20 protein-coding genes are annotated in these 25,120 nt (G+C 71.6%); 9 read left to right on the forward strand and 11 right to left on the reverse strand.

From position 1 onward, the window contains the following. Positions 1-87 precede the first annotated feature (87 nt). The 4 genes from hemE to AC08OV_RS01660 all read left to right on the forward strand — a co-directional run bounded on the left by hemE (position 88) and on the right by AC08OV_RS01660 (position 6,099). Positions 88-1,197 (forward strand): uroporphyrinogen decarboxylase, encoded by a 1,110-nt coding sequence (hemE, locus tag AC08OV_RS01645; RefSeq protein WP_476613844.1) that lies wholly within the window; start codon positions 88-90, stop codon positions 1,195-1,197. A 102-nt stretch (positions 1,198-1,299) separates the two neighbouring features. After that, positions 1,300-2,715 carry a protoporphyrinogen oxidase gene (gene hemG / locus AC08OV_RS01650; protein ID WP_476613847.1) on the forward strand — a complete coding sequence of 472 codons (1,416 nt, stop codon included), beginning with the start codon at positions 1,300-1,302 and terminating at the stop codon, positions 2,713-2,715. Between the two features lie 51 nt (positions 2,716-2,766). After that, positions 2,767-3,462 (forward strand): hydrogen peroxide-dependent heme synthase, encoded by a 696-nt coding sequence (gene hemQ, locus AC08OV_RS01655; RefSeq protein ID WP_011435779.1) that lies wholly within the window; start codon positions 2,767-2,769, stop codon positions 3,460-3,462. A 975-nt stretch (positions 3,463-4,437) separates the two neighbouring features. After that, positions 4,438-6,099: a sugar transferase gene (locus AC08OV_RS01660; RefSeq protein WP_476613845.1), complete on the forward strand. Its 1,662-nt coding sequence runs from the start codon at positions 4,438-4,440 to the stop codon at positions 6,097-6,099. On the opposite strand, the gene cysC is transcribed toward AC08OV_RS01660, so the two are convergent. Next, entirely contained in the window at positions 6,096-7,931 is a 1,836-nt protein-coding gene (gene cysC, locus AC08OV_RS01665) for an adenylyl-sulfate kinase (protein WP_476619170.1), read from the reverse strand. The genes AC08OV_RS01660 and cysC overlap by 4 nt on opposite strands. Before the next feature lie 161 nt (positions 7,932-8,092). On the opposite strand from cysC, the gene AC08OV_RS01670 reads away from it, so the two are divergent. The 3 genes from AC08OV_RS01670 (at position 8,093) to AC08OV_RS01680 (ending at position 11,262) form a co-directional block, all read left to right on the forward strand. Next, positions 8,093-8,905 (forward strand): 3'(2'),5'-bisphosphate nucleotidase CysQ, encoded by an 813-nt coding sequence (locus AC08OV_RS01670; protein WP_476613894.1) that lies wholly within the window; start codon positions 8,093-8,095, stop codon positions 8,903-8,905. A gap of 198 nt (positions 8,906-9,103) precedes the next feature. Next, positions 9,104-10,018: a sulfate adenylyltransferase subunit CysD gene (cysD, locus tag AC08OV_RS01675; RefSeq protein WP_476613893.1), complete on the forward strand. Its 915-nt coding sequence runs from the start codon at positions 9,104-9,106 to the stop codon at positions 10,016-10,018. Beyond that, positions 10,018-11,262 carry a sulfate adenylyltransferase subunit 1 gene (locus AC08OV_RS01680; protein WP_476613892.1) on the forward strand — a complete coding sequence of 415 codons (1,245 nt, stop codon included), beginning with the start codon at positions 10,018-10,020 and terminating at the stop codon, positions 11,260-11,262. Before cysD ends, AC08OV_RS01680 begins: the two co-directional genes overlap by 1 nt. Before the next feature lie 25 nt (positions 11,263-11,287). On the opposite strand, the gene AC08OV_RS01685 is transcribed toward AC08OV_RS01680, so the two are convergent. The 3 genes from AC08OV_RS01685 to AC08OV_RS01695 form a co-directional block, all read right to left on the reverse strand. Beyond that, positions 11,288-13,579 carry a hypothetical protein gene (locus AC08OV_RS01685; RefSeq protein WP_476613891.1) on the reverse strand — a complete coding sequence of 764 codons (2,292 nt, stop codon included), beginning with the start codon at positions 13,577-13,579 and terminating at the stop codon, positions 11,288-11,290. Positions 13,580-13,584: 5 nt separating this feature from the next. Next, positions 13,585-13,902 carry a hypothetical protein gene (locus AC08OV_RS01690; protein WP_476613890.1) on the reverse strand — a complete coding sequence of 106 codons (318 nt, stop codon included), beginning with the start codon at positions 13,900-13,902 and terminating at the stop codon, positions 13,585-13,587. A 179-nt stretch (positions 13,903-14,081) separates the two neighbouring features. Continuing rightward, positions 14,082-14,876, reverse strand: coding sequence for a pyrimidine reductase family protein (locus AC08OV_RS01695; protein WP_476613889.1), 795 nt, complete (start codon positions 14,874-14,876; stop codon positions 14,082-14,084). A 140-nt stretch (positions 14,877-15,016) separates the two neighbouring features. On the opposite strand from AC08OV_RS01695, the gene zapE reads away from it, so the two are divergent. After that, a complete protein-coding gene (gene zapE / locus AC08OV_RS01700) occupies positions 15,017-16,180 on the forward strand; it encodes a cell division protein ZapE (RefSeq protein WP_476613888.1) in 1,164 nt (387 codons plus the stop codon). A 319-nt stretch (positions 16,181-16,499) separates the two neighbouring features. On the opposite strand, the gene treZ is transcribed toward zapE, so the two are convergent. Then, positions 16,500-18,281: a malto-oligosyltrehalose trehalohydrolase gene (gene treZ, locus AC08OV_RS01705; RefSeq protein ID WP_476613887.1), complete on the reverse strand. Its 1,782-nt coding sequence runs from the start codon at positions 18,279-18,281 to the stop codon at positions 16,500-16,502. A gap of 387 nt (positions 18,282-18,668) precedes the next feature. Here treZ and AC08OV_RS01710 point away from each other — a divergent pair, with 387 nt between their 5' ends. Continuing rightward, a complete protein-coding gene (locus AC08OV_RS01710; protein WP_476595174.1) occupies positions 18,669-18,902 on the forward strand; it encodes a hypothetical protein in 234 nt (77 codons plus the stop codon). A gap of 65 nt (positions 18,903-18,967) precedes the next feature. On the opposite strand, the gene cas1e is transcribed toward AC08OV_RS01710, so the two are convergent. The 6 genes from cas1e to casA are packed head-to-tail and all read right to left on the reverse strand — an operon-like array spanning position 18,968 to position 25,020. Further along, the gene (gene cas1e / locus AC08OV_RS01715; RefSeq protein WP_476613886.1) at positions 18,968-19,888 is read right to left on the reverse strand and encodes a type I-E CRISPR-associated endonuclease Cas1e; all 921 of its coding nucleotides are present in this window, start codon (positions 19,886-19,888) and stop codon (positions 18,968-18,970) included. After that, entirely contained in the window at positions 19,888-20,526 is a 639-nt protein-coding gene (locus tag AC08OV_RS01720; RefSeq protein ID WP_476613885.1) for a type I-E CRISPR-associated protein Cas6/Cse3/CasE, read from the reverse strand. Before AC08OV_RS01720 ends, cas1e begins: the two co-directional genes overlap by 1 nt. Next, a complete protein-coding gene (cas5e, locus tag AC08OV_RS01725; protein ID WP_476613884.1) occupies positions 20,523-21,302 on the reverse strand; it encodes a type I-E CRISPR-associated protein Cas5/CasD in 780 nt (259 codons plus the stop codon). The genes AC08OV_RS01720 and cas5e overlap by 4 nt, the downstream gene beginning before the upstream one ends. After that, a complete protein-coding gene (cas7e, locus tag AC08OV_RS01730; protein ID WP_476619165.1) occupies positions 21,299-22,450 on the reverse strand; it encodes a type I-E CRISPR-associated protein Cas7/Cse4/CasC in 1,152 nt (383 codons plus the stop codon). The genes cas5e and cas7e overlap by 4 nt, the downstream gene beginning before the upstream one ends. Next, complete coding sequence (gene casB, locus AC08OV_RS01735; RefSeq protein WP_476619166.1) at positions 22,447-23,436, reverse strand: type I-E CRISPR-associated protein Cse2/CasB; 990 nt, start codon at positions 23,434-23,436, stop codon at positions 22,447-22,449. The genes cas7e and casB overlap by 4 nt, the downstream gene beginning before the upstream one ends. A 12-nt stretch (positions 23,437-23,448) precedes the next feature. Then, entirely contained in the window at positions 23,449-25,020 is a 1,572-nt protein-coding gene (gene casA, locus AC08OV_RS01740; protein WP_476615534.1) for a type I-E CRISPR-associated protein Cse1/CasA, read from the reverse strand. Between the last annotated feature and the right edge of the window lie 100 nt (positions 25,021-25,120).

The raw sequence follows: 25,120 nt of genomic DNA on the forward strand, positions 1-25,120 counted from the left end.
GCCGCCGGGAGCCGTCAGGCCCGTGCGGTGGCCCATCCCGCTATGGCCGTACTCCCACACATCTCACGGGCGTGCAACGATCGACCCATGCCTGTCCTCCACGTCGACGCGGGACCCGGATCCGGGCCGGGCGGCGTCTCGCCCCCGCCGACCGGTGCCGCGCTCGCCCGGCGGCTCGGCCTGGCCGACACCGCGCCCTTCCTGCGGGCCTGTCGACGGGAGCCCCCCGGGACCACGCCGGTGTGGTTCATGCGTCAGGCCGGGCGGGTCCTGCCCGAGTACCGGGCCCTGCGCGCGGGAGTCGCCATGCTCGACTCCTGCCGGGAGGCCGAGATGATCACTGAGATCACGCTCCAGCCGGTACGCCGGTTCCGGCCGGACGCGGCGATCTTCTTCTCCGACATCGTGGTGCCCCTGGTCGCGATCGGCCTCGACATCGACATCGTCGCCGGGATCGGACCGGTGGTGGCCGAGCCCGTGCGGGACGCCGTCGGGCTCGCCGCGTTGCGCGCACTGGAGCCGGACGACGTTCCCTACGTGGCCGACGCGGTCCGGCTACTGCTGGCCGAGCTGGGTTCAACCCCGCTGATCGGGTTCGCCGGGGCGCCGTTCACCCTCGCGAGTTACCTCATCGAGGGCGGGCCGAGTCGCGACCACGCCCGCACCAAGGCGTTGATGTACAGCGAACCGAAGCTCTGGCACGACCTGCTGGCCCGGCTCGCCGACATTACCACCGCCTTCCTGCGGGTCCAGGTGGATGCCGGTGTCGACGCGCTGCAGCTGTTCGACTCCTGGGCCGGGGCGCTGGACGAGGCGGACTACCGTCGCTACGTCGCGCCGCACAGCGCTCGGGTGCTGGCCGCCTTCGCCGGTGAGGTGCCGCGCATCCACTTTGGTGTGAACACCGGTGAGCTGCTCGCCGCGATGGGCCAGGCGGGTGCGGACGTCGTCGGGGTCGACTGGCGGGTCCCTCTCGACGAGGCCGCCCGGCGGATCGGGCCCGGTCACGCCGTGCAGGGAAACCTCGACCCGACCGCGGTCTTCGCCCCCGAAGCGGTGCTCGCCGCCAAGGTGCGTGACGTCTGCGCCCGCGGGGCCGAGGCGGAGGGGCACGTGTTCAACCTCGGCCACGGGGTGCTGCCGCAGACCGATCCGGGCGTGCTCGCACACGTCGTTGACCTCGTCCACGGCAGGTGAGTCCACGGCAGGTGATCCGCCCTCATCGGACCGGTTCACTGGAACCGGCTCGATGGTGAAAACTGGCGGGCGGCACCACTCAACGTGAAGGGCGGCAGGAACGTGCGGGTTGTGATCGTCGGTGGGGGTATCGCCGGGCTCTCGGCCGCCCGCGCCCTGGCCGGGCACGCCGAAGTGACCGTCCTCGATGCGGCGGACCGGGTCGGTGGCAAGCTGCGTACCACCCCGATCGAGGGTCTGGACGTCGAAGAGGGCGCGGAGTCCTTCCTCGCCCGGGTTCCCGACGGACTCCGTCTGGCCCGGCAGATCGGGCTCGGGCACGACATCGTGCATCCGGCCACGACGTCGGCGTCACTGTGGATCCGCGGCCGGCTGCGTCCCATCCCCCCGAACACTCTGCTCGGAGTGCCGACCGACGTCCTCGGCCTGGTCCGCTCGCGGGTGCTGTCCCCGTGGGGGCTGGTGCGGGCCGCCGCCGACCTGGTGCTGCCGCGGACGCGTTTCGCCGACGATCCGACCGTCGGCCGCTACGTCGGCACGCGGGTCGGGCGCGAAGTCGTCGACCTGCTGGTGGATCCGCTGCTCGGGGGGGTGTATGCGGGCCGGGCCGACGCGCTGTCGCTGCGGGCTACCGTGCCCCAGCTCGTCCCCATCTTCGCCGAGGACCGCTCGCTGCTCCTCGGCGCGCACCGGGTGCGGGCCCGTACCGGACCCGCGACGACGACCTCGACGGCACCGCTGTTCGCCACGCTTCGGGGGGGCCTGGGCTCCTTCGCGGCGCGGGTGGCGGCGCAGTCCGGCGCCACCGTGCACACCGGGGTGCTCGTCCGCTCGATCGCGAAGACCGCGGGCGGCTGGCAGGTCAACTGTGACCGGGTGGGCGGCGCGGACGCCCTTGGGCCGTTCCAGGCCGACGCCGTGATCCTCGCGGTGCCCGCCGGGGTGGCCCGCGCCCTGCTGGCGCCGCTGGCCCCGCATGCCTCCGCCCCGCTTGCCGGCGTGCCCTACGCCTCGGTCGGCCTGGTGACGCTGGTCTACCGGGATGCCGCGCCGCCACCCGGCAGCGGATTCCTCGTGCCCGCCCGGGCGGGCACCGCGGTGAAGGCGGCCACCTTCCTGTCCGCCAAGTGGCCGCACCTGGGCTCCGACCGGCTCACGGTGGTGCGGGCGAGCATCGGCCGCGCCGGTGCCGAACAGGACCTGCAGCGTGGGGACGTGGAGCTCGCCGGGGTGGCGGCGGCGGAGATCGCGCAGATCACCGGTCTGTCCGGTCGGCCGGTCGCGACCCGGGTGAGTCGCTGGGGCGGGGCACTCCCGCAGTACCTGCCGGGTCATCTCAACCGGATCGCCGCGGTGCGCCGGGGGCTTCCAACGGGGATCGTCCTGGCCGGCGCGGGATACGACGGTGTAGGCATCCCGGCCTGTATCCGGTCGGGGGAGACCGCCGCGCACGCGGTGCTGAGGGCTACCCGGACGGCGCAAGGCAGTCCGGCCGATCCGGTGGGCCCGGGAATCTGATTACGTGCACCGGCCCGGACCGCGTCCGGCCGCCGGTGAAGGAGGATGGGAATGTCGGAGTCCACGAAATCGGCCCGCGAACTCAACGCGGAGCTGCTCTACACGGGATGGTCGGTCTTCGCGGCCGACCGTCCGCTGCCCGCCGAGCGGACCCCGCTGATCGACGAGGCGACCGCCTTGCTCGACGGGGCGCTGGCCAAGGACGTCTACACCCGCGGTGTCTACGAGATCTCGGGCTACCGGGCCGACGCGGACCTGATGGTCTGGTGGACGAGCCCGGACCCGGACCTGCTGCAGGAGACCTACCAGCGGTTCCGGCGGACGGCCCTGGGCGGGCACCTGCGTCCGGTGTGGTCGGCGGTCGGCCTGCACCGGCCGGCGGAGTTCAACCAGAACCACATCCCCGCCTTCGTCCGGCGGGAGGACCCCCGCGGTTATCTCTGCGTCTACCCGTTCAACCGCTCGCTGGAGTGGTACCTGCTGCCGGACTATGAACGGCGCGGGATGCTCGCCGAGCACGGGATCATGGGCCGGGAGTACGAGGACGTCCGGGCCAACACGGTGGCTTCGTTTGGACTGGGCGACTATGAGTGGCTGCTCGCCTTCGAGGCGGATGAGCTGCACCGGATCGTCGACTGCATCCGACACCTTCGGGCCAGCGCGGCGCGACGGCACACCAGGCTGGAGACGCCGTTCTACACCGGTGCCCGCAAGCCGCTGGCGGACGTCGTCACCGCCCTGCCCTGAGGCGGGTGGCTGCCGGGTAGACCGGCGGAGGACCGGTGCCGGCGGAGGACCGGTGCCGGCGGAGGACCGGGACGGCAGCCGGCGCCTGCCTGGGCGCCCCCACCCGTCCGGCAGGCGCCGACCGTCCCGTGACTGTGCTCACCGGCCTCACCCGGGCGGCATCACTCCAGGTGACATCAATCCCGACGTGACATCACCCCGGCGATGTCACCCCGGCGATATCACGTCGGCGACGTCGCACGGGGCGCGCAGGATCGCACAGCCCCACCCCTCCCGGCGCCCGCGGGGGCGGGCAGCCGACGGATCCCGAGCCGAGACCCGCGATCCATAACGCAGAGTAGCATTATCGCCGCTGTTTGTGTGCGCAGCGTAGGCGTCAGGCGTCCGTGGGTCGATGGTGCCTGTCATGCCCGCGTCGGCGGGCGGACTCGGAAGGTTCGTCGACTCGGAAGGTTCGTCATGGCGGTCGCTGGTCGACGACCGCATCTCTGTTACTGTGAGTTGCCATAAACGCATGGATCACGCCATCGCCACGGTCGGCGGTCGGGGCGTCACGCTGCCATCGCCGGGCCGGGCCGCTGGTAGATCATCTCGGCGTAGCCGGTAACGTTGCCCCCGTGACCACGGAGCGCCACCCGTGTCGGCGTCCGGTATTCCAGTTCGCTCCGGTGTGCCGACACACCCCAGTGGAACCTGGATGATGCGCGCGTTCGGCTCATCGTTCGGGGTGGCCCACAGTCAGTGGCGGGGGAAGATCGCTGGAGGTCCGGTCGATGCACCACCGAGGGATGAATTCGTGGCTGTCTGAGCGAGGGGTGCCGCGGGCCGCCGAACGGGGAGGACGATGACACCTCCGGGCCCGTTCGGATCCTGGCTCGGGCTCGGGCACGTGCCGGCGCCACTGGGCCAGTCCGTTCGGCCGGGTCCGGTCGGTGTCGTTGACGCGCGCCGTCGCGGTGCTGGGGGGGACCACGAGTGACGGAGACGGTGCCCGGCGACACGCGCGCGACCGCTGGGTCGAACTTCGTTCCGCGCGCCCGCGGCGGGCAGGGGATGCCGTCCCCGCCGGGCGCGCCGGCGGGGACGGCCGGTCGTCCCGTCGGCGCACCGCCGAGCCGCACGGCCACCGGGCCCGGCGGGCGGCACAGCGCGGGGCGGGTGAGCCCAGCCGCCGTCGAGACGGGCGGCTACCGCGCTCAGGTGACCTGGGAACGGCGTTACGTCCGGCTGCTCGTCCTGTTCGACGCGGCCGCCTGCGTGGTGGCAGCGGGGCTCGCGTATTTCGTGCGATTCGGCGACCTGGTCGACTTCGGTACCCAGCCGGTGTCCTCCAAGCCATACATCCTCATGACGGTTCTGCTGCCGCTCGCCTGGGTGCTGGCGATGTCCCTGAACCGGGCCTACGAGAGCCGGTTCCTCGGCGGCGGGTCGGAAGAGTTCCGGCGGGTGGTCAACACGGCGGCCCGGTTCACCGCGGCGGTGGCCATCGCCTCGTATGCGACAAAGGCGGAGATCGCCCGTAGTTACGTGCTGATCGCCTTCCCGGCCGCGACCCTGTTCTCCATGGTGGGTCGGGTCGTCGGCCGCGGCCTCCTGCACCGCATGCGCCGGGCCGGTCGTTGCCTGCACCGGGTGCTCGTGGTCGGGGCCGGGGAGTCGGCTGCCACCCTGGTCCGGCTGGCCCAGCGCGATCCGACGTCGGGCTGGGCGGTCGTCGGTGTCGTGCTTGACCGCTCGCCCGGCCGGCACAGTCACGACCGGCCGGAACGCAGTGGGTTCGACCTGCTCGGGGTGCCGATCGTCGGCACCTCGGAGACCCTGCACACTGCCATCACGGCCACGCACGCCACCACGGTCGCGATCAGTCCGCAGATGGACGGCGAGACGCTGCGCCGGGTGCTGTGGACGCTGGAGGGCAGCGACGTCGACGTGCTGGTCTCCTCGGCGCTGACCGACGTGACCGGGCCGCGGATCTCGATCCGTCCGGTGGCCGGGCTGCCGCTGCTGCACATCGAGGAGCCGGAGCTCACCGGTACCCGTCGGGTGATGAAGATGGTCTTCGACCGGTGCGTGGCCGGAACGATCATTCTGCTGTTCTCCCCGCTGCTGCTCGGTCTCGGGCTCGCGGTGCGACTGACCAGCCGCGGCCCGGCGTTGTTCAAGCAGACCCGGGTGGGGCGGGGTGGTGAGCACTTCACCATGTACAAGTTCCGGTCGATGTACGTCGACGCGGAGGCGCGCAAGGCGGAGCTGGAGTCCCGCAACGAACGGGCCGAGGGGCTGCTGTTCAAGATGCGTGACGACCCGCGGATCACCAAGGTCGGGAAGTTCCTGCGCAAGTGGTCGCTCGACGAGCTGCCGCAGTTGTTCAACGTGCTGGGCGGCACGATGTCGCTGGTGGGGCCGCGCCCGCCGCTGCCGTCGGAGGTCGCCCGCTACGAGGACGACGTGCACCGCCGGCTGATGGTGAAGCCGGGGCTGACCGGCCTGTGGCAGATCAGCGGCCGGTCGGACCTCGAATGGGACGAGTCGGTCCGTCTCGACCTACGCTACGTCGAGAACTGGTCACTGGCGATGGACTTCGTCATCCTCTGGCGTACCGTGTTCGCCGTGCTGCGCCGCGAGGGGGCGTATTAGGGGCCCGCATGGCCAGCTAGCCAGCCAGCGTGGCGTAGGTGGTCGATGATCCGGTCCACGGCGTCCTCGGCGGAGAGCTCCGCGGTGTTCACCGTGACGTCGGCGTCGGTCGGCGTCTCGTACGGATCGGACACGCCGGTGAAGGCGGGCAGGACGCCTGCGCGCGCCTTGGCATAGAGCCCCTTACGGTCCCGCGCCTCGCACACCTCCAGCGGTGTGGACACGTGTACCAGCACGAATCCGCCGCCTGCGGCCCGGACCATCCCCCGGACCTGGGCGCGCACGTCGGCGTACGGCGCGATCGGCGCGCACACCGCGGTGCCTCCGGCTCCCGCGACCTGGGCCGCGACGAAGCCGATCCGTCGGACGTTGATGTCGCGGTCGGCGCGGGAGAATCCCAGTCCCTGGGACAGCTGGGTCCGCACGACGTCCCCGTCGAGCAAAGTGAGCCGGCGTCCGCCGTATTCCAGTAGTCGGCAGACGAGCAGGCCGGCCAGCGTCGACTTCCCGGAGCCGGACAGCCCGGTGAGAAACACGGCCAGGCCCCGCTTCGAACGTGGTGGGATGGCGCGGGAGAGCTCCGCGGCCACCGCCGGCGGGGTCAGTTCGGCCGGTATCGGGTTGCCGGCGTCGAGCAGCGAGGCCAGTTCCATCCGCCCGGGTGCGCCGATCGCCGGCCCGATGAGGCTGCCGGTCAAGCCGTAGAAGCTGGCCAGATGCGCCCGCTGGGCGGCGAGTTTCGCCAGTTCGTCGGCGGAGCTCGCCGCCGTCTCCACGCCTGTCCAGGCCGCGCCCGCCGCCGCCCACGCAATGTCCGCCAGGTCCGTGGGTGCCGGGGGGGCGGGCGTCACGGCCGTGGCCGGGCCCGGTACCCCCGCCGCCGCGCCGCTCGGTTTCGCGGATGTTTTCAGGACCGTCGCGCTCATGCCCGGTTCGCGGGGGGTGGCCAGCGCCTCCGACGGGATGACCGGAACGAGGACCAGCAGGCTGCGGTGCTCCGGCGTTCCCGCCTCGCCGGCTTTCGGCCGCCGGTAGGGATCCGGCGGCGGTTCCGACCGCCGGCCGGCAATACCCGGCGGACTGATCGCGTCGGCGGCGAGCGCCTCCGAGGAGAGCGTCGCCTCGGCGGCCCGCAACGGGGCGTCGACCGCCTTGAGGGCGGCGAGCAGGCAACGGACCCGCAGGTGATGCCCAGCGTCCGCGGGATCGGCGCCACCCACCGGGGCGAGGACGACGCACCGTTTGCCTTGCCGGGTCAGCGCCCGGATCCGGCCCACGTCCGCCGTGTGGAGCAGGCCGTCCGCCCACACCGCCCAGCACGCGCCGGAACCCGCCTCGAGGCTGATCCAGCCTCGGGCGAGCAGTTCGGCCCGGACCTGGGCCGGGGTGAGCCGCAGGCCGGGATGATCGGGGTGGTGGGGCAGCCGGATGCCCTCGACCGTGCCGACCAGCCGGACCCGGGGCCCGTCCGGACCCCCCGGCTGGTCCGGCAGGGGAATGGTCGTTCGGAGGTGCAGCGCCGCGATCATCACTCCCTCGGTGTCCCGCAGGGCCGCCGTGGAGCTCGGTGTCAGTGCGCCGGCCTCGGCCGCGCCGACGATGAGGGTCGGCACCGGCACGCCATTGATCTCGGGGTCCTCGGGATAACCAGGTTCCGACCCGAAGGCACCGAGCAGCAGCAGTTCCAGCTCGGCGAGCTGGGCCGGGCGCAGGGTCAGCGACGGCCAGGCGACCGACGCGGCCGTCAGCTCCGCGACCCGGGCCGGCGTCGCCAGGACGGGGGTTGGTCCGGACCCGCCGGTCACACCGGACCCACCGGACCCACCGGTCACACCGGACCCGCCGGACCCGCCGGTCACACCGGACCCGCCGGACCCGCCGGTCACACTGGCGGCACCGTTGGCACCGGACTTGGGGTGGTGATCAGGACCGGGGGCGGGATGGGAGGTGGTACTCACACTTGCGACGGTAGCTGGTGACAGACTCCGTCCCAATGAACACCGATGACACCCGCCCGCCGTCCACCGTGCCGGTCGACATCGCGACCGACGAACTCGACGACGACGTCCTGGCCCGACGGCTGGCCACGGACGCCGGCAAACTGCTGTTGCGGATCAGGGAGGAGGTCGGGTTCGCCGAACCCGCGACCCTGCGTGACGCCGGAGACGCGCGTTCGCATCAGCTCCTGGCCCGGGCGTTGGCGCGGCACCGCCCGCAGGACGCTGTGCTGTCCGAGGAGGGCGTCGACGACGTCGCGCGGCTGTCCGCGGAGCGGGTCTGGATCGTCGACCCCCTGGACGGCACCCGCGAGTTCGCCGAACCCGGCAGGTCGGACTGGGCGGTGCATGTCGCGCTCTGGCAGGCCGGCGAGCTCGTCTCGGGCGCGGTGGCGCTGCCGGCGCTCGGGTTGACGCTGTCCAGCGCGGGCGGGCTGCCGCCGCGGCCGGCCGAGGCGCGTCCGCCACGGATCGTGGTCAGCCGGACCCGGGCCCCACAGCTGGTCACGGAGGTCGCGGAGGCACTAGGCGCCACCATCGTCCCGATGGGTTCGGCTGGTGCGAAGGCCGCCGCCGTCATCCGTGGGGAGGCCGAGATCTACCTGCACGCCGGCGGCCAGTACGAGTGGGACTCCGCCGCCCCGGTGGCGGTCGCGCGGTCGGCGGGGCTGCACGCCAGCCGGCTGGACGGCTCGCCGCTGCGGTACAACCAGCCCGACCCGCTGCTGCCCGACCTGGTCATCTGTGCTGCGAGCTGGGCATCGGAGGTTCTCCGGGCGATCGGCGCCGCGGGGGGCTCCGGCGGTTGAGGCGCGTGCTCGCGGAGTGCTCTCGGAGTGGTTGCGGAGTTGTTGCGGAGGGTAGCGATTGTTGATCCATGGTTGTCCTGGATGACGTCGGTCGTGGTTGTGGGTCCACCGTGAGGGGCGTAATGTCGCCGAAACCGCCGGCACGGCCGCCGTGTCCGCTACTTTGGTGGGACACATCGCCTCGACGGGGGGTTTCGCGTGCCGGTGATGGGTTACGAGCTCACCCAGCTGCAGATGCTTGAGGCCGAGGCTATCCACATCTTCCGTGAGGTGGCCGCGGAGTTCGAGCGTCCCGCCCTGCTGTTCAGCGGCGGGAAGGACTCGATCGTCATGCTCCGGGTCGCGCAGAAGGCCTTCTGGCCCGCGAAGCTGCCCTTCCCCCTGCTGCACATCGACACCGGGCACAACTTCGACGAGGTCCTCGAGTTTCGGGACAAGCGGGCGGCGGAGCTCGCCGCCCGCCTGGTGGTCGGTTCCGTCCAGGCCGCCATCGACGCGGGCGTGCTGACCGAAGACACCCGTCCGGGGGCCTCGCGTAACCAGCTGCAGACACCGGTGCTGCTCGACGCCATCGCCGACAACAAGTTCGACGCGATGTTCGGCGGCGCGCGCCGGGACGAAGAGAAGGCGCGGGCCAAGGAACGGGTCTACTCCTTCCGGGACGAGTTCGGCCAGTGGGACCCCAAGAACCAGCGCCCCGAGCTGTGGTCGCTCTACAACGGCCGGCACCGCCCCGGTGAGCACATCCGGGTGTTCCCGCTGTCGAACTGGACCGAGCTCGACATCTGGCGGTACATCGCCCAGGAGCGGCTGGAGATCCCCTCTATCTACTACGCGCATCGCCGGGACGTGTTCGAGCGCGACGGCATGCTGCTGGCGGTCACGCCGCTGACCCGGCCCCTGGCCGGTGAGACGGCGGCGCCCCGGCAGGTGCGCTATCGCACGGTGGGCGACATCACCTGCACCGGAGCGGTCGAGTCAACCGCGGCGACCGTCGAGGAGGTCATCGCCGAGGTGGCCGCCACCCGGCTCACCGAACGCGGCGCGACCCGGGCTGACGACCGGGTCAGTGAGGCGGCGATGGAGGACCGTAAGCGGGAGGGGTACTTCTGATGGCCGAGCTGCTGCGGGTCGCGACGGCGGGGTCCGTCGACGACGGGAAGTCGACCCTGATCGGGCGGCTCCTCTACGACACGAAGTCGCTGTTCTCCGACCAGCTCGCCGCGGTCGAGCGCACCAGCCGGGAGCGCGGCGACAGCTACGTCGACCTCGCGCTGCTCACCGATGGTCTGCGGGCCGAGCGGGAGCAGGGCATCACGATCGACGTCGCGTATCGTTACTTCGCCACGCTCCGGCGGTCGTTCATCCTCGCCGACACCCCCGGGCACGTGCAGTACACCCGCAACATGGTCACCGGCGCGTCCACCGCCGACCTCGCGCTGCTGCTCGTCGACGCGCGCAAGGGGGTCGTCGAGCAGACCCGCCGGCACGCCTTCCTGACGTCCCTGCTGCGCGTGCCCCATCTGGTGCTCTGCGTGAACAAGATGGACCTCGTCGACTTCGATCGGGACGTCTTCGAGAAGATCAAGGAGGAGTTCCGGCACTTCGCGGCGAAACTAGAGATCGTCGACGTCACGACGATCCCGATCTCCGCGCTGGGCGGGGACAACGTGGTCTCCCGGTCGCCAAGCACTCCCTGGTACGAGGGCAGCTCGCTGCTGCACCACCTGGAGGAGCTCCACATCGCCTCCGACCGCAACCTCATCGATGTGCGTTTCCCGGTGCAGTGGGTGGTCCGGCCGCGGAACGACGACCTGCACGACTACCGCGGGTACGCCGGTCAGGTTGCCGGCGGGGTGCTCAAGCCCGGCGATGAGGTCGTCGTCCTGCCCTCCGGGCTGACCACGCGGATCGCCGGCATCGACACGTTCGATGGCCCGGTCGACGAGGCGTTCCCGCCGATGTCGGTGACCATCCGGCTCGAGGACGATCTGGACGTCTCCCGGGGCGACATGATTGCTCGGCCGATGAACCAGCCGGCCGTCGGCCAGGACCTCAACCTGATGGTCTCCTGGATGGTCGACGCCCCGCTGCGCCGCCGGGCCCGGATCGGGATCAAGCACACCACCCGTTCGGTACGGGCGATGGTCACCGACATCTGCTACCGCGTCGACATCGACACCCTGCACCGCGACGAGACCGTCGAGACACTGGGTCTGAACGACATCGGCCGGATCGCCCTGCGGACGACGTCCCCGCTGTGCTACGACCTGTACCGCCGCAACCGGAACACCGGCAGCGTGCTGCTCATCGACGAGTCGACCGGGACCACTCTCGGCGCCGGGATGATCATCTAGCCGGTGGTGACGGGGAGAACCGGGGTCAGCCCGGCCGCCGTCCCCAGTCCGGTGGCAGGGAGGATCCGCGGCTGCCGGCCCGGCCGTCGAGGAACGAGATTCGGTCGTTGTTCGCGACCATCGCCGGGCTCGCGAGCCAGGCGGCATAGGCACGCCGCTGGGTCGGGGTCATCCGCGCGGATGGACGCGGATTCCCCGAGGCGTCGAGGAAGTTCTCCGCCGGCGAGGTGATGAACCCGTCGGCCCTCGGATCGCCGGTGTAGACGCGGCACGGCCCGCCGGCGGGGGTCACCGCGATCGGCCGGAGCGGGTCACGATCCCGGCGGGCCCAGAGCCGGCGGGCGCTGGTCTCGTAGGCTGCTGCCCAGCCGGGCAGGACCCGGGAGGCGTCCCGCAGGTCCGCGACGACCTGGGCGGGGCGGGTGGTCGGCAGGTCGCTGTGCCGTGCCCGGATCCAGGCCTCGATCACCTCCACGGTGACCCCGACGCCCAGATGGACGAAGGTGCCCGGTGGGTTCGTCGGATCGATGGACTTGCCCACCTCCCCGAGCACGTCGAGCAGCACCGCCTGCTGCCGGCGGTAGGCGCCGACCGCGTCGGCGTGCTCGCGCAGCACCGCCTCGGTCGCATCGGCGAGGGCGCCGGCGAAGAACGCCTGCGCGCGCTCGACCCGCAGGTAGCCCAATGCCAGGGGGCTCGACGGATACCCGCCGGGGGCCGTTCTCCAGCCCTGGGCCGAGGCGGCCATCTGGTCCTCGAGACGAAGACCGTAGGTCGCGACGTCCTGGGCGAGCAGACCGGCCAGCGCCCCGCCGCGCAGGCCCTCCCGCAGCAGCGACTCCCACGCCTCGATCGGGATCAGCTCGACCAGGGCGGACTGCTCCGCCGCGGCCCCGGCCTGCGGGTCCACCGTGGGACCGGGGACCACGGCGGTGACGGCGTCGTAGAGCTCGTCCCGATAGGTCCGTAGCGCCGGGACGAGGGCCGCCCGCAGCCGGAGGAGCAACGGCCGATCACCGGTCGCCTGCACGGCCCCGGCCAGCCGGGAGACGAACGAGGCCGAGGCCCGCGGATCGGCACGGCGGCTCTCCTGGCTTCCCGCCGCGGCCACCAGCCGGATCCAGGCATCTTCCAGGGATCGGGCCGTCGCGAGATCCACCGGCAGCGGAAGGGCGAGCACGGCCGCGCCGCGCAGGATGGTGTCGATGTGGTCCGCCGCGAACCGGGCGGCCAGCGCCGGGGTCGCGGCGATGGCGTCCAGCAGCACCCCCTGGTAGTCGGTGACGGTCGGTCGGCCCCGGCTCGTGAGCCCGGCTGCGGCGGGGGCGAGCAGGCCGACGTCGTGCGGCGCCGACGGGGCGGCCGCGGCGTCACCCGGCCCGCTACCCGGTCGGTTACCCGGTCGGTCACCCGGTCCGAAGGCCATCCGGCCCAGCCGCTCCAGCAGCGCGCCGTCGAGGCGGGCCGAGGCGAGCAGTGGGGTCAGCAGGACCGTCTCGGCCGTGTCGGTCCTCCCGGCGGTGTTGAACCGGCCGAGCCAGGCGGCGTCGAGAGTTCGCCGGTGGCTGTAGGAGGCCAGGGTGGCGCCGAGGATCCGTTCCGCCTCCCGCCGGTCGAAGCCGAGCGGTTCGGGTGGACGGTGGACCATCGGCCCCCGCGACAGTCCCTCCACCCGGTAGAGCAGCCGCGCGAGCCCGTCGGGTCCCAGCGCGTCGTGAAAGCCCAGGACGAAGTCCGGATCGTTCATCCGGGACCGCAGCACGGTCAGCGCGTCACGCGGGGTGACCATGCCCGAGTCGTTTCCGCCCGTTCCGCCCGTTCTGCCCAGCCCTGATCCGCCTCTGCCCGTTCCGCCTCTGCCCGTTCCGCCCCGGCCTGATCCGTGCCGGCCTGATCCGTGCCGGCCTGATCCGTGCCGGCCCGGCCCGTCCCCCCGCAGCGAGTGCGCCAACGCCCGTCCGGCGGCCACGGCCCGCTCGAAGGTGCGGAGCGCCTCGGAGGTACCGGGAATGCCCGGCGCCTCGCGGGGCACCGGCTGCCGAATCGGGGCGGACGTCGGCCTGACCGTGATGCCGATCCCGTCGTCGACGCCCTCGGCGAGGCGCAGCCGGCGCCGCAGCATGGTGGCCTCGGCCTCGACTTCGTCCTCCAGCGCGCCGAGCCGTTCCGCCGGGTCGAGCGGCAGCCCGGCATCCGCCAACGCCGCGACGAGGGAACGGGACCAGGAGCGCAGCAGCTCCCCAGCCTCGGTCACGCTGGACACCAGCACACGCATCCGATCGGGGTCGACGAGCACCCGGTCGCTTGGTCCGGGCATGCGCGTCAGCCGACCTTCCGCGGCCCGCCGGGGCCCGCCGATCGGACGGGGGACACCGGCCCGCCGGGGCCTGCCGCAACGAACGCTGTCCCGCGGACCTGCAACGCTGTCTCGCAGGCCTGCACGCACCGATCGAGGGCCATGGCCGCCTCCGCCGCGAGCCGCCGCATCCGGCGCTGCCAGATCTCGGCCTGACGACCCTCCCAGGCCTCGGCGCCGACCGCCGAGATCCGCTCCAGCGCGGCGGCCACGTCCAGCCGGGCACGCCGGGCCTGGGCCAAGGCGACGGCCACCGTCGCGCGACGTCCCTCGGGCACCGTCATGCGCACACCACCCAGATCGTGATCAGGTTCACCGGTGGCGACGCTAACAGCGGCCCGCCCGCCCGCGCCCGCGCGGCGACGCGACTGTGGATGACGCAGGTGCCGGTCCGGTCGCCTGTGGATGACGCCGGTGCCGGGGGCCAGCGCCGGTAACGCCGTTCAGCGCCGGTAACGCAGGTTCAGCGCCGGTAACGCAGGAACAGGACGTCGTCCTCGGCGAGGATCTGGGTCAGGGTGAGCGCGGCCGGTGCCGGCCACGGCTCGCCTTTCATGATCCCGAGCCGGCCCGGCCCGGCCAGTACCGGGGTGATCGTCAGGCACAGCTCGTCGAGGAGACCCGCCGCGGCGAGCTGGGAGTGCAGCAGCGGACCGCCCTCGGTGAGGATGCGGGTCATTCCCCGTTCCGCCAGGGCCCGGACGGCGACGTCGGGTTCGACGGCGCTGCCGCCGCAGATCGCGATGTCGGCGACCGCCGCCAGCCGCCGACGCCGGTCGAGGGGTGCGGTCTCGCAGGTCAGTAGCACCGGTCGGATCTCCCCGCTGAACAGCCGGGCACCCGGGTCGAAGCCCGCCGTCGCGGTCACGACCGCGATCGGGGGCACCGCCGCGAGCCCCGCGGCGACGCGCCGCTCCCGCCGTTCGGGCGGGATGACCATCGGCCCGTAGTTCTCCGTCCGGGCGGTGCCGGCACCGACCAGCACCACGTCGCTGAGCCAGCGCAGCAATCGGAAGACCCGCAGGTCGGCCTCCCCGCCCAGGGGGCCCGAGCGGCTGCCCACCTCGGCGGCCCCATCGACCGAGGCCACGAAGTTCGCCCGGATGTAGGGGGTGTGCGCGGCGGACGAGGGGTAGGCGTACGCCTCGTCGAGATCGATGTCCTCGACGGCCTCCTCGGCCTCCTCGGCCTTCCTCGCGAGCCCGGCGGCCCCCGCGGAACCGGCGAACGGGGGTGGAACCGGGAAGATGCGCCGCACCGGGCCGACTGTAACGGGTGACGGTGCTGGTCATCCGATCGGCGGCGAATCCAGGTCGGCGGCGAACCCATGCGTTGTGACATCGGTCGCGAGGCCGCCGGCCGGGGCGACGGGTACGGGCGTCTCCGTACGCTGGGCGGGTGGCGCAGCGTCTCGTCGATCGCCGGCCGATTGTGCCACCCGGGGACCTGGTCGCGGCGCTTGTCCCGCCGCCCCGGTTCGACGCGGTCCGGTTCGCCGGCTACCTGCCCGATCCGGCCGAGCCGAGCCAGGCCGCCGCGGTCATGGCGCTGTCCGCCTTCGCCGACCGGTTGACCGCCTCCTCTAGGCGGTCCAGCCGTTCAGATCGTTCCAGCCGTTCCGGGCATGCGGGCCGTTCCGGGAAGGGCGGCCTGTTCGGGCTCCTGACCCGGGGGACGGGGGCGCCGGGCCCGTCCGGATCGGGCCCGCGCCGTTCCGGGAGCGCCGGTCCGTCCGGAATGCGGCCGGGGGTGTACCTCGACGGCGGCTTCGGTGTCGGCAAGACCCACCTGCTCGCCTCGCTGTGGCACGCCGTGCCCGGCCCGAAGGCGTACGGCACGTTCGTCGAACTGACCTCCCTGGTCGGCGCGTTGGGATTCGCCGCGACCGCGCAGGCTCTCGCGGGCCTGCGCCTGGTCGCGATCGACGAGTTCGAGCTCGACGATCCCGGCGACACGGTGCTGGTGTCCAGCCTGCTGACCCGGCTCGTCGAGGCCGGTGTCCACCTGGCCGCGACGAGCAACACCCAGCCGGAGGACCTCGGTGCCGGTCGGTTCGCCGCCGCCGACTTCCGCCGTGAGATCCAGGGTCTGGCGGCCAGGTTCGACATCCTCCGGGTGGACGGGGAGGACTACCGGCACCGGGGTCTTCCGGCCGCGCCCCCGCCGTGTGCCGACGACGAGGTCGGCGCGCGGGCGGCTGCCGAGGAGGGGGCGACCGAGGACGGATTCGCCGCGCTGTGCGAGCACCTCGCCGGACTGCACCCCTCTCGGTACAGCGCGCTCGTGGCCGGGGTCACCCTGGTCTGCCTGCACCGGGTCGCGCCGGTCGAGGATCAGGCGGTGGCGTTGCGGGTCGTGGTCCTCGCCGACCGGCTCTACGACCGGTCGGTCCCGGTCGTGGCCTCCGGCGTGCCCTTCGGGGAGCTGTTCGGAGCGGAGCTGCTCGCCGGGCCGCACCGCAAGAAGTACCAGCGGGCCATGTCCCGGCTGAGCGCGCTGGCCCGGGACGCCGCGGCGGGGAACGGCACCGCGGGCCGCGTCGCCGGGATGCTGCCCGGCTGACGCACCAGGCCGGGCGCGCGGCCCGAACGTGCGGCCGCCGCACCCGAGTGGGGTGTCGGAGCCGGCGGTCCGGACGCCGGACCTGCCGGAGTATCTGTTCGCCGTTCCGGGCGTGGGTGACCCGCTGGCGGTCGTGCCGGGGCCTGCGACCATGGGTGCATGGGAACCTACGTCGTGCTGCTCGTCATGGTGTTGTTGGTGGGGCTGGCGGTGCTGGGCGGGCTCTATTTCGTGCTGTCCAGGGACCACACCCGGCGCTGACGGCCGGTGCGCTGACGGCTGGTGCGCTCGGTGCGCTGACGGCCGGTGCGCTGACGGGTCAGCCGGCGGTCGGCTCGGCCGGGGGGAGCAGGCGGATGATCACGACCGACTCGCCGTCGAGTTCCACCCGTCCCGGCATGTAGGTGAACCCGTGGGCGGATGCGGCCGGGGCGTCGAACGGGACGCCGTCGAGGGGGACGGCCTGCCGTTCGGCGGCCAGGTTCACGACGATCGCCACGTCGCCGCGACGGACTACCAGCCAGCGGGCCTCCTCGTCGAAGGTGCACGCGACCGAGGACCACGCCGGGTCGGTCAGCGCCGGTAGCCGGCGACGCAGCGCGATCAGCCGGCGGTGCCAGTCCAGCAGGTCGGAGTGACCCTCCCGGCCCGGTTCGGACCAGTCGAGTTTCGACTGCTGGAAGGTCGCCGGGTCCTGGGGATCGGGAACGTCCTGCGGCTCCCAGCCGTGGGCGGCGAACTCGGCGCGCCGGCCCTCCCGCACCGCGTCCCCCAGCCCGGGGGCGGTGTGGTCGGTGAAGTACTGCCAGGGGGTGCGGGCACCCCACTCCTCGCCCATGAACAGCATCGGGGTGACCGCCGAGGTGAGCAGCAGGGCCGCACCGATTCGGAGCAGGCCGTCGCTGAGCGTGGCGGACGCCCGGTCGCCGGCGGCCCGGTTGCCGATCTGGTCGTGGTTCTGCAGGAAGGTGACGAGCCGGTAGGCGGGCGTGGTCGGGGGGATCGGCCGGCCGTGGGAGCGCCCGCGGAACGTCGAGTAGCCGCCGTCGTGGACGAACCCACTGGTCAGCGCGTGGGCGAGGGTCGAGATCGAACCGAAGTCCCCGTAGTACCCCTGCCGTTCGCCGGACAGGGTTGCCCACAGCGCGTGATGGATGTCGTCGCACCACTGCCCGTCCAGGCCGTACCCGCCGGCCTCGGGTGCGGCGACCAGCTTCGGGTCGTTGAGGTCCGACTCGGCGACGGCGAACAGCGGGCGGCGCAGCTGGGCGCCGAGCCGGTGGACCGCCTCGGCGATCTCCTCCAGCAGGTGCAGGGCCCGGCTGTCCTGAAAGGCGTGGACGGCGTCGAGACGTAGCCCGTCGCAGTGGTAGTCGCGCAGCCAGGACAGGGCGCTGTCGATGATGAACGCGCGGACCTCGTCGGAGCCGGGGGCGTCGAGGTTGACCGCGGGGCCCCACGGAGTGCTGTAGCGGTCGGTGAAATAGGGGCCGAAGCGGCCGAGGTAGTTGCCGTCCGGGCCGAGATGGTTGTAGACGACATCCATGATCACGCCGAGGCCGCGAGCGTGCGCGGCGTCGACCAAGCGCTTGAGCCCGTCCGGGCCGCCGTAGGGTTCGTGCACCGCGTACAGACCGACGCCGTCGTAGCCCCAGCCGTGCCGGCCCGGGAAGGCGTTGACCGGCAGCAGTTCGACGGCGTCGATGCCGAGCTCGACGAGATGGTCGAGCTTGCCGATGGCCGCGTCGAAGGTGCCCTCCGGGGTGAACGTCCCGACGTGCAGCTCGTAGAGCACGCTGCCGGCCAGCGCGATGCCCCGCCACGTCCCGTCGGTCCAGGGGAAGGCCGAGTGGTCAACCAGCCGCGACCGGCCGTGAACCCCCAGCGGCCCCGGCTGCCGGGCCGATCGGGGGTCGGGCAGCTCCTCGCTGCCGCCGTCGAGCAGGAAGGCGTAGTCCGTGCCATGCTTCGCGGACGGGACGTTGACCCACCACCACCCCCGTTTCCCGGCGGTCATCTCGTGCGTCGAGTCGCCGGCGGAGCCCGCCACGACCAGGCTGACCGTCTTCGCCTCAGGGGCCCACAGCCGGAGGGTGCTCATCGCTCTTGTCTACCTGTCAGAGCCGTCGGACACGCCGTGACGGCGACAATGGTGACGACATCGGTCCCCGGCCGAAGGCGCCCGGCTGCCCGGCATGCCGAGCTGGATGGCACCGAGATGGCAGCGAGGTAGTCCGACCGGAGGGGAGGGCAGCCGCCGCGCGATGCCTCCGCATCTTGATCGGATGGCACCGTTATGCCATGATTTCGTCGTCGTGATGTTCGACCGGAGGTTCGCTGCAGTCCCGCCCCTCCGCCGGGTCTACGACACGTCGTCCCACCTGCGCGTTGATTTTCGGGTCCTCATCGCCCCTACGAGGGATCGCAACCGCACGCGACGGCGAGGACAGCCGGGGGCGATGTGACGGGCCGTCCTATGATGCGTGACATGCCGAACCTCAACGTGTCGGTCCGGGCGGCGACGCTGCAGGATGCCCGGACGCAGGCCGAGGCCGCCGGGCTCAGCCTGTCTGCGTGGGTAGATAAAACGCTGACCGACGCCATCTGGACGGCCCGCTTCGCCCGGCAGCAGCAGCGCAACGCCGCCCTCGGGGTGACGCCGGAGTATCTCAACGCCGAGTTCTTCCGGCTGGAGGCGCTGCGGCGTCGTGCGACAGGGTGAGGTGTGGGCACGGGCCGGATGGTGACCTGCTCGGTCATCCCTGGCGACCCGCTGCCGCATGACGACTACGCCGCGGACGCCGGGATCACTGATCCGATCCGGGGCACGATACTGCCGGAGCTGATCGCGTGGATGCCGATCTCCGGCTTGGCCCACCCATTCGGCCCTATCCCCCGGAGGCATGGCAGCGGGTCGATCAGATCCTCCGCCGCGTCCGGACCACCCCCACGGGCGTGGGGAGGACCCGGCCGCGAGGATCTCGGCGTCCGGGTAGAGGCGATGTCGTAGATGAACGCGAGTTGGGTGCCGCTGTGCACGAAACCGAGGGCCGGTGAGCATCCCAGCGCGCAGACGGCGGCGTGCACGACGCCATACAGGCAGGTGTTGGCGGCGGACAGGGCGAGGTTCACCGGGTCCTGGTCGTCCCACGAATCGGGATGGTAGTTGCGGCGGAACCGGCCAATGCGATGTTTCTGGGCGAGCAGCTTGTAGTACGCCTTCACCCGCTGCCCTTCCATCCCCCGCAGTTGCGCCAGCGTGCTTCCCTCGGGAACGTCGACGGCGAACCTGGCCCGGTACATCCGGCTCGCGGTCCGGGCCCGCAGGTCGTCGTCGGCCCAGGCTCGGACCTGTTTCTCCAGCCAGGCGGTGGTCTGCCCAGCGGGTTGAATGTTGGAGTAGCTGCGGACGCCGCCGGCGCCGACGCACACGATGCTGGTGCCGTGGTGCGCGAACATCGCCAGGGCCGGTTGTGTGATCGACGTGCCGGGCCCGAGGAGTACGCAGGACAGCGTCGCAACCGGCAGGTAGACCTGTTCGATGCCCCGGGGGGATTTGACGTAGGCGAGGATACCGGTGCTGTCGCGGGCGATCCGAACCGATTCCATGTACAGGAACGACAGCGAGTCCGCGATTCGGGGCAGCATCGCCAGTGTCGGCCGGCCGAGGCGCTGTTTCGCGGTGGCCGCGGTGCGGGTGACGCTCATCAACCGACTCCCAGCGGGGCGAGGCTGAGCAGGCCGGCGCCGTAGGATTTCGCCCGCCCGACACCGTCGAGCACGGCACGGCGCGTGGTGTCGGGATCGACGATGACGCCGATGCCGTCGAAGCGGGTCAGCGCGTGGCGAACCTGGCCGCCGGGCCGGTCGCCGGTGACATCGTCGAGTGGAGTTCCGACGAGGGTACGTAGCGCGAGTCCGCAGCTGATGGCTCGCCGGGTCCACCAATCGTCGGCGTCCGCACCCCGCAGCGGAATGATTTTTCCGGCGCGTCTACCGGCGTTGCGGCCGCCGCGTTTCGCGGTGTTCGCGGCGATCCGGTAGTGCACCGCGGCACCGGCGGTCAGCCGCTCGAGGAACGGTCCGAGGTCACGGACGTCGGCGTGCGCGTATCCGGCGGGCAGCCGGTGGGTCTCGGGCTTCAGTCTCGTCTGGACGAGCAGCCGGGTACGACCCTGCCGGCGTTCGACCCGGAAGAGCAGGCCCGCGAGCGTGCGGGCGTCGCCGCAGAGATCGTCGGGGACGAGCATCATCAGCCGCTTGTGCAGCCGTTCGACGTCGGCCAGGTCGCGGCGGACCTCACGGTGCCGCTCGTCAACGAGGATCTGGACCAGCCAGGCGTTCACGCCGCCTCCCGGTCTAGGGCCATGTAGTCGTAGAGCGCCTGCTGATAGTCGCGGCCCGGTCGGTGGACCAGCCTTTCGGGCAGGCTGATGGCTTGGCGGTAGACACTTCGCTGGTTGTAGCGGCGGTCAAGCGGGGCGAAGCTACGCGGGACGTCGGTGAGATCGGTGACCGCGGCGCGCCCGTCGGCGGGAGGGGTCTCAGTCAGCAGGTCCACCTCGACCGTGCCGTTCCCAACCTGCTGGAACCGGAACCGACCCGGCAGGGGCACCTGGGTCCGCAGCTCGCCTTCCGGGTCGTTGCAGTGCCGCCGCAGCAGCATCGGCTGCTCGGGTGGGCAGGAACGCCGACCCAGGTAAGGCTGCCACACCGGACGCAGCAACGCGTTCCCGATTTGCTCCAGCCGGTCCTCCGGCCCGGTGACGGCGACGCTGAACACCGCGTCGGCCAGGTAGCGACGACGGCTGACGATCGTCGCGGTGTTCTCCCCCGACCGGTGCTTCCCCTCCGCGGTCGGGACCGTGCGCGCCGCGGGCAGCCCACCGCCGACCGTGTGAAAGTCGGTCAGCAGCAGCCCGGGAGCGTCGACCCGCACAGCGATCCGCAACGAGTCGAACCAGTCGAGCTCCTCCCCGCGGCCCAGGCCCATCGCGGCGGCAAACAGCCCGACCAGGCCGGAGCGAGTCGGGAACCCGGCGGTGTCACGTTCAGCGGCGAAGGCGCTGCGTTCCCCCCAGGACTGCAACGGACCGGCCAGACGCAGCACCAACCCGCTCATGCCACCCCCGCAGCGACACGCTCGGGGTAGGCCGCGCCCACCGCCGCCGTCAACAGTCGCCGGTAGGAGTCGTATTCGTCACCGAGGCCGCCCGCGCGGGACACCCCGTCGATCGAGGCGTGCCCGTGCAGCACGACGTCGTCCGTGCCCCAGACCCGATGCACCCCCCGCGCGTAGTAAGTAAGCGCGTCGCGGGCCGCCACCCCGTAGCCGCCTTCCACCCCCGCCCGCACAGGTTCCTCGAACGCGGCCGCCAGCGAGATCGGCCGGTCGCCGCGCACCGCCATGTAAACCAGCTCCGGCAGAGTGTTCGGCGCGGTCGCCGTCCGCTTCCCACTGGGCAAGGCGGAGACGAAGCCGCGCAGGAACTCGCCAGTCAGTTCGACGGCGGTGGCGGTATCGCCGTCCAGGTTCGCGGCCAGACCGGCCAGGTCTAGGCTCGCGTACCGGTAGAACACTCCCGCGGAGAACTCACCGGCGTTCATGTGACCGCTGCCCGCGTCGTCCGGCGACGGAATGTCGTCGACCGCCGTGAAGAAGTCGATCTCAGGGTCGGTGGCGTGCACGGTGAAGGCGTGCGCGACCTGCACCGCGCCGTCGACCTTGCCCCCGGGGAGCTCCGCGAGCATCCGCCCGAACAGGTTGATCGTCGCGTTGCGGCTGGACAGGATCGCCGCGACCTCGGCGACCGGCAGCACCGGCTTGGGCGGCTTCTTCCGCGACTCCGCCTCGACACGATCTCGGTGCCCGTTCGCCAGCTCGGCCAGAGCGTCCAACCCCGCCGCCGGCAGATACAACAGCACCGACGAGATGTCGTTCTTGTCGCGGTCCTTCTCGGTCTTGATGCCGTTCTTGCCAGCGGAGAGCAGGATCTGGGTGCCCGCGTGGGCGGCGAGTTCCGCGGGCCAGCCCCGGGCGACGAGCCGGGTGGCCACCTCGGTGACTATCCGCCTCGTCCGGACCGCCGGATCACCGAGCACGGTCTCGACTTCGCGACGCACCTGCCGCTTCCAGCACTGGCTGGATACCCGTGTCCGTGACTTCCCGCCATACACGACGGTCTTCGGCGCACCGAGATCATCCCGGTTCAGGTTCGCGTAGGGGATGGTCTGCAGTAGGTGAATATCCAGGAACCGGGCGTCGGTCATGGCCGCTCACTTTCGACGTTATCGGCGGCGCCATCGGCACCGTCGGTCGGAATCGACTGATCGGATGCACCTGCCTTGGCCCGGTCGGGGCCGGCGGGGTTCGCATATCCGTAGAACTGCTGCAGCCAGGTCTTCGCGACGGTGTCCGCGTCGGTACCCCAGCGGGCGAGGTCGAGCAGGAGCCGGACCCAGTCGATCGGGATCTGGTCGGACCGTAGATGCCGGACCAGGCGGGGCAGATGCCGGTGCAACCCGTCGACGTCCTGACGGCACAGCAGCCGAAGCCGCGCTTCCAACCGTCCGTAAAGCTCGGCCTGCTCTCGGGCCGGCGCACGGTTCACCGCATCCGCGAGACACCGACCAAGACTGCGACCTGCGCCACCCGACAGCGGCCGGCCGTTCGCCGTCGCTGGACCCGGTTCCAGGGAGCCGACAGCCTCGTCGAACGGCGCCGGATCTGGTTTGGCCACCTCTGCCGTGTCTCCGCCGACAAGAGTGGTCTGGGAGCCGCTGTCCTGGGTGTCTGCCGCCGCTTCGGTCGAAGCTGAGGGCTCGGCGGTGACCTCGTCGCGGGCGGATCGAGGCTGCGCGGCGATCAGTGCTGCCACGGTATAGAAGGCGCGCTCGACCGTGGCGATCTTCATCAGGTCGCTCCGCCGGACGGCACCATCATCCGCCTCACGAACCGCCACCGGAAGGAAAGGACCCACAATCCGGTGCGCGGGCCGCGCGAACGGATGGGAAGGTTCCCTGCCAAGGCTGCGGCGCAGCGCCGCCCGATCCGCCGGAACGTTGGTCGTCTTGAGCGCCCTGGCGACGAGTGCACGCGCCGATCCCTCGAGCACATGCCGGTTCGCCACCGAGCGAACCCCGCGCCATCCGCCCGCATCGCTCGTGGCAGGCAGCAGCGCCGTCCCGCCACCGTCTGCCGGGGACGGGCTGGAGCCGCCGTCCTCCCCTGTCACGACACCTACCTCCTTGTTCACACGCCTCCTTGTTCACACGCCGAGCCGCAGCTGGTAACGGTGCCGGGCCAGCGCCCGGATCACCCTGGGATGAGCTGCCGCCATGATCTGGTCAGCGATGTCGTCGTAGACACCCTCTGCAGACCGGACGAAGTCGGCGGCAGCCCCCGCGAAGATCGGATCTGGGTTCGTGGCCCGCTCCGCCGCATCGAGCGTCCGCCAGAACACGCGCTCCGCGAGCGGCCAGTACCGGCCTTCGGCCACCGCGACCCACGGGCCGGCGCCCGCGTCACGCCGCGACGACCGCGACCTCCCGTTGTCGGCGGGATCCGCGAGAAGCGCCCAGGCGCTCTTCAGAGCGTTGACAAGATTGCGACCAACCTGCTCGGCGGCATCGTGTACCCGCTCTATCCCATGGATGAAGTCAAAGTCGGCATCCTCCAACCAGCGCAGCACAGGAGGCGTCGTCTGGGTGAAGAACTGACGGTCCCGAGTCTGCCCATCCTGATCGAACCCGAAGACGCGGACCCGCATCCCCTCCAGCACGTCCGACGGCAGCTGCTTGACGGAATCGAACAGGCGCGGCCGCCGGATGATGCCACCCTTGCTTTTTAGCAACAATGCGTCAAGATCTCGCCACAACGCCCGGGACGCGCTCGCCGGCCGCGGATAGTCCTCGCCCTTCTTACTCGTCTGGTAGATCAGATAGGGATCGGTTCCACCCTTCCTTTTCTCCCGCCAAGCCCAGGTCAAGGTCGCGTCGACGACGTTCTCTCGCGCCTCGTCCGGCACCAGCAGCACGGCATGCTGGAAGCCACCCACCAGCACCCGGGACGCCCCCCGCAGCGGAACCGGTCCGCGTAGCGGGTCCGGCAGCTCGGCCGCTTCCCACAGCGCCTCGTCGGGCACGCTCTCCCGGTAGTCGTCGCCGTCGTCAAGACGCGGAATCCCGGCGATCAACGACTCGAACAGCGTGCTGCCCACGGGATGACACGACAGCGCGGTGCGCAGCGGGCCCGCGGCCGTGTTCCCCTCCGAGCGGGCCTTCACCTTCCGCGTCGTGCATCGCCCCGAGGGCCCGTAGTACAACGCGGCAAGCAGATGCCAAGCCCCCTCGCGGGCCGGGATCGGACGCGGACGGCCATCAAGGTGGTGACCGAACCAGACCTGGTTGTTACCCGCTGGACGGCCGAGGACGATCCGGTTCAGCCCGGAAGACGACGAGCACTGCTCCGCCAGCCGCGGATCCTGCAGCCACGGCCGACCTTCGCCGAACAGATCAAAGCGATCGCGATACTCGTCAAAGTATTTTCGAACCCGGTTCTCGTCGAACCGCTCCTCCGCCAACACGCGCCGGCGTACGCGCTCGAACTCCTTGGCAGTAAGGTCCTCTGTGGCTGGCGTGGCCAGCCCACTCACCCGTGCGGCGAGCAGGTAGAGAACCCGCCACAACCCGGCAGCAGCCGGCGGCAGCGGCACGTCGACGTCCGACAACTCGTGGGCACGGAGAAGAAGGTCCTCGAACCCGACAGCCTCCTGCGGCGCACCCCCGACAACCGGTATCCACTGCCTGAATCGCAGGTCATAGCCCGCGTGGCCTGTCATAGCTTACTCACCAGCACCCCCGAACCCCATCCGCATCCGACGGGCTCCGAATGACCCACGTCGAGCAGCAGGCCAGACGCTATCGACCACCACCGACAAA

It is taken from the genome of Frankia sp. CeTa3Moorea (genome assembly GCF_978021225.1).

Coding starts and splice junctions, on each gene's coding strand:
- AC08OV_RS01680 (WP_476613892.1), top strand. CDS start 10,018: ATGGCCGAGCTGCTGCGGGTCGCGACGGCGGGGTCCGTCGACGACGGG.
- cas5e (WP_476613884.1), bottom strand. CDS start 21,302: ATGAGCGGGTTGGTGCTGCGTCTGGCCGGTCCGTTGCAGTCCTGGGGG.
- hemE (WP_476613844.1), top strand. CDS start 88: ATGCCTGTCCTCCACGTCGACGCGGGACCCGGATCCGGGCCGGGCGGC.
- AC08OV_RS01670 (WP_476613894.1), top strand. CDS start 8,093: ATGAACACCGATGACACCCGCCCGCCGTCCACCGTGCCGGTCGACATC.
- treZ (WP_476613887.1), bottom strand. CDS start 18,281: ATGAGCACCCTCCGGCTGTGGGCCCCTGAGGCGAAGACGGTCAGCCTG.
- AC08OV_RS01690 (WP_476613890.1), bottom strand. CDS start 13,902: ATGACGGTGCCCGAGGGACGTCGCGCGACGGTGGCCGTCGCCTTGGCC.
- AC08OV_RS01685 (WP_476613891.1), bottom strand. CDS start 13,579: ATGCCCGGACCAAGCGACCGGGTGCTCGTCGACCCCGATCGGATGCGT.
- cas1e (WP_476613886.1), bottom strand. CDS start 19,888: ATGAGCGTCACCCGCACCGCGGCCACCGCGAAACAGCGCCTCGGCCGG.
- cas7e (WP_476619165.1), bottom strand. CDS start 22,450: ATGACCGACGCCCGGTTCCTGGATATTCACCTACTGCAGACCATCCCC.
- hemQ (WP_011435779.1), top strand. CDS start 2,767: ATGTCGGAGTCCACGAAATCGGCCCGCGAACTCAACGCGGAGCTGCTC.
- AC08OV_RS01710 (WP_476595174.1), top strand. CDS start 18,669: ATGCCGAACCTCAACGTGTCGGTCCGGGCGGCGACGCTGCAGGATGCC.
- casA (WP_476615534.1), bottom strand. CDS start 25,020: ATGACAGGCCACGCGGGCTATGACCTGCGATTCAGGCAGTGGATACCG.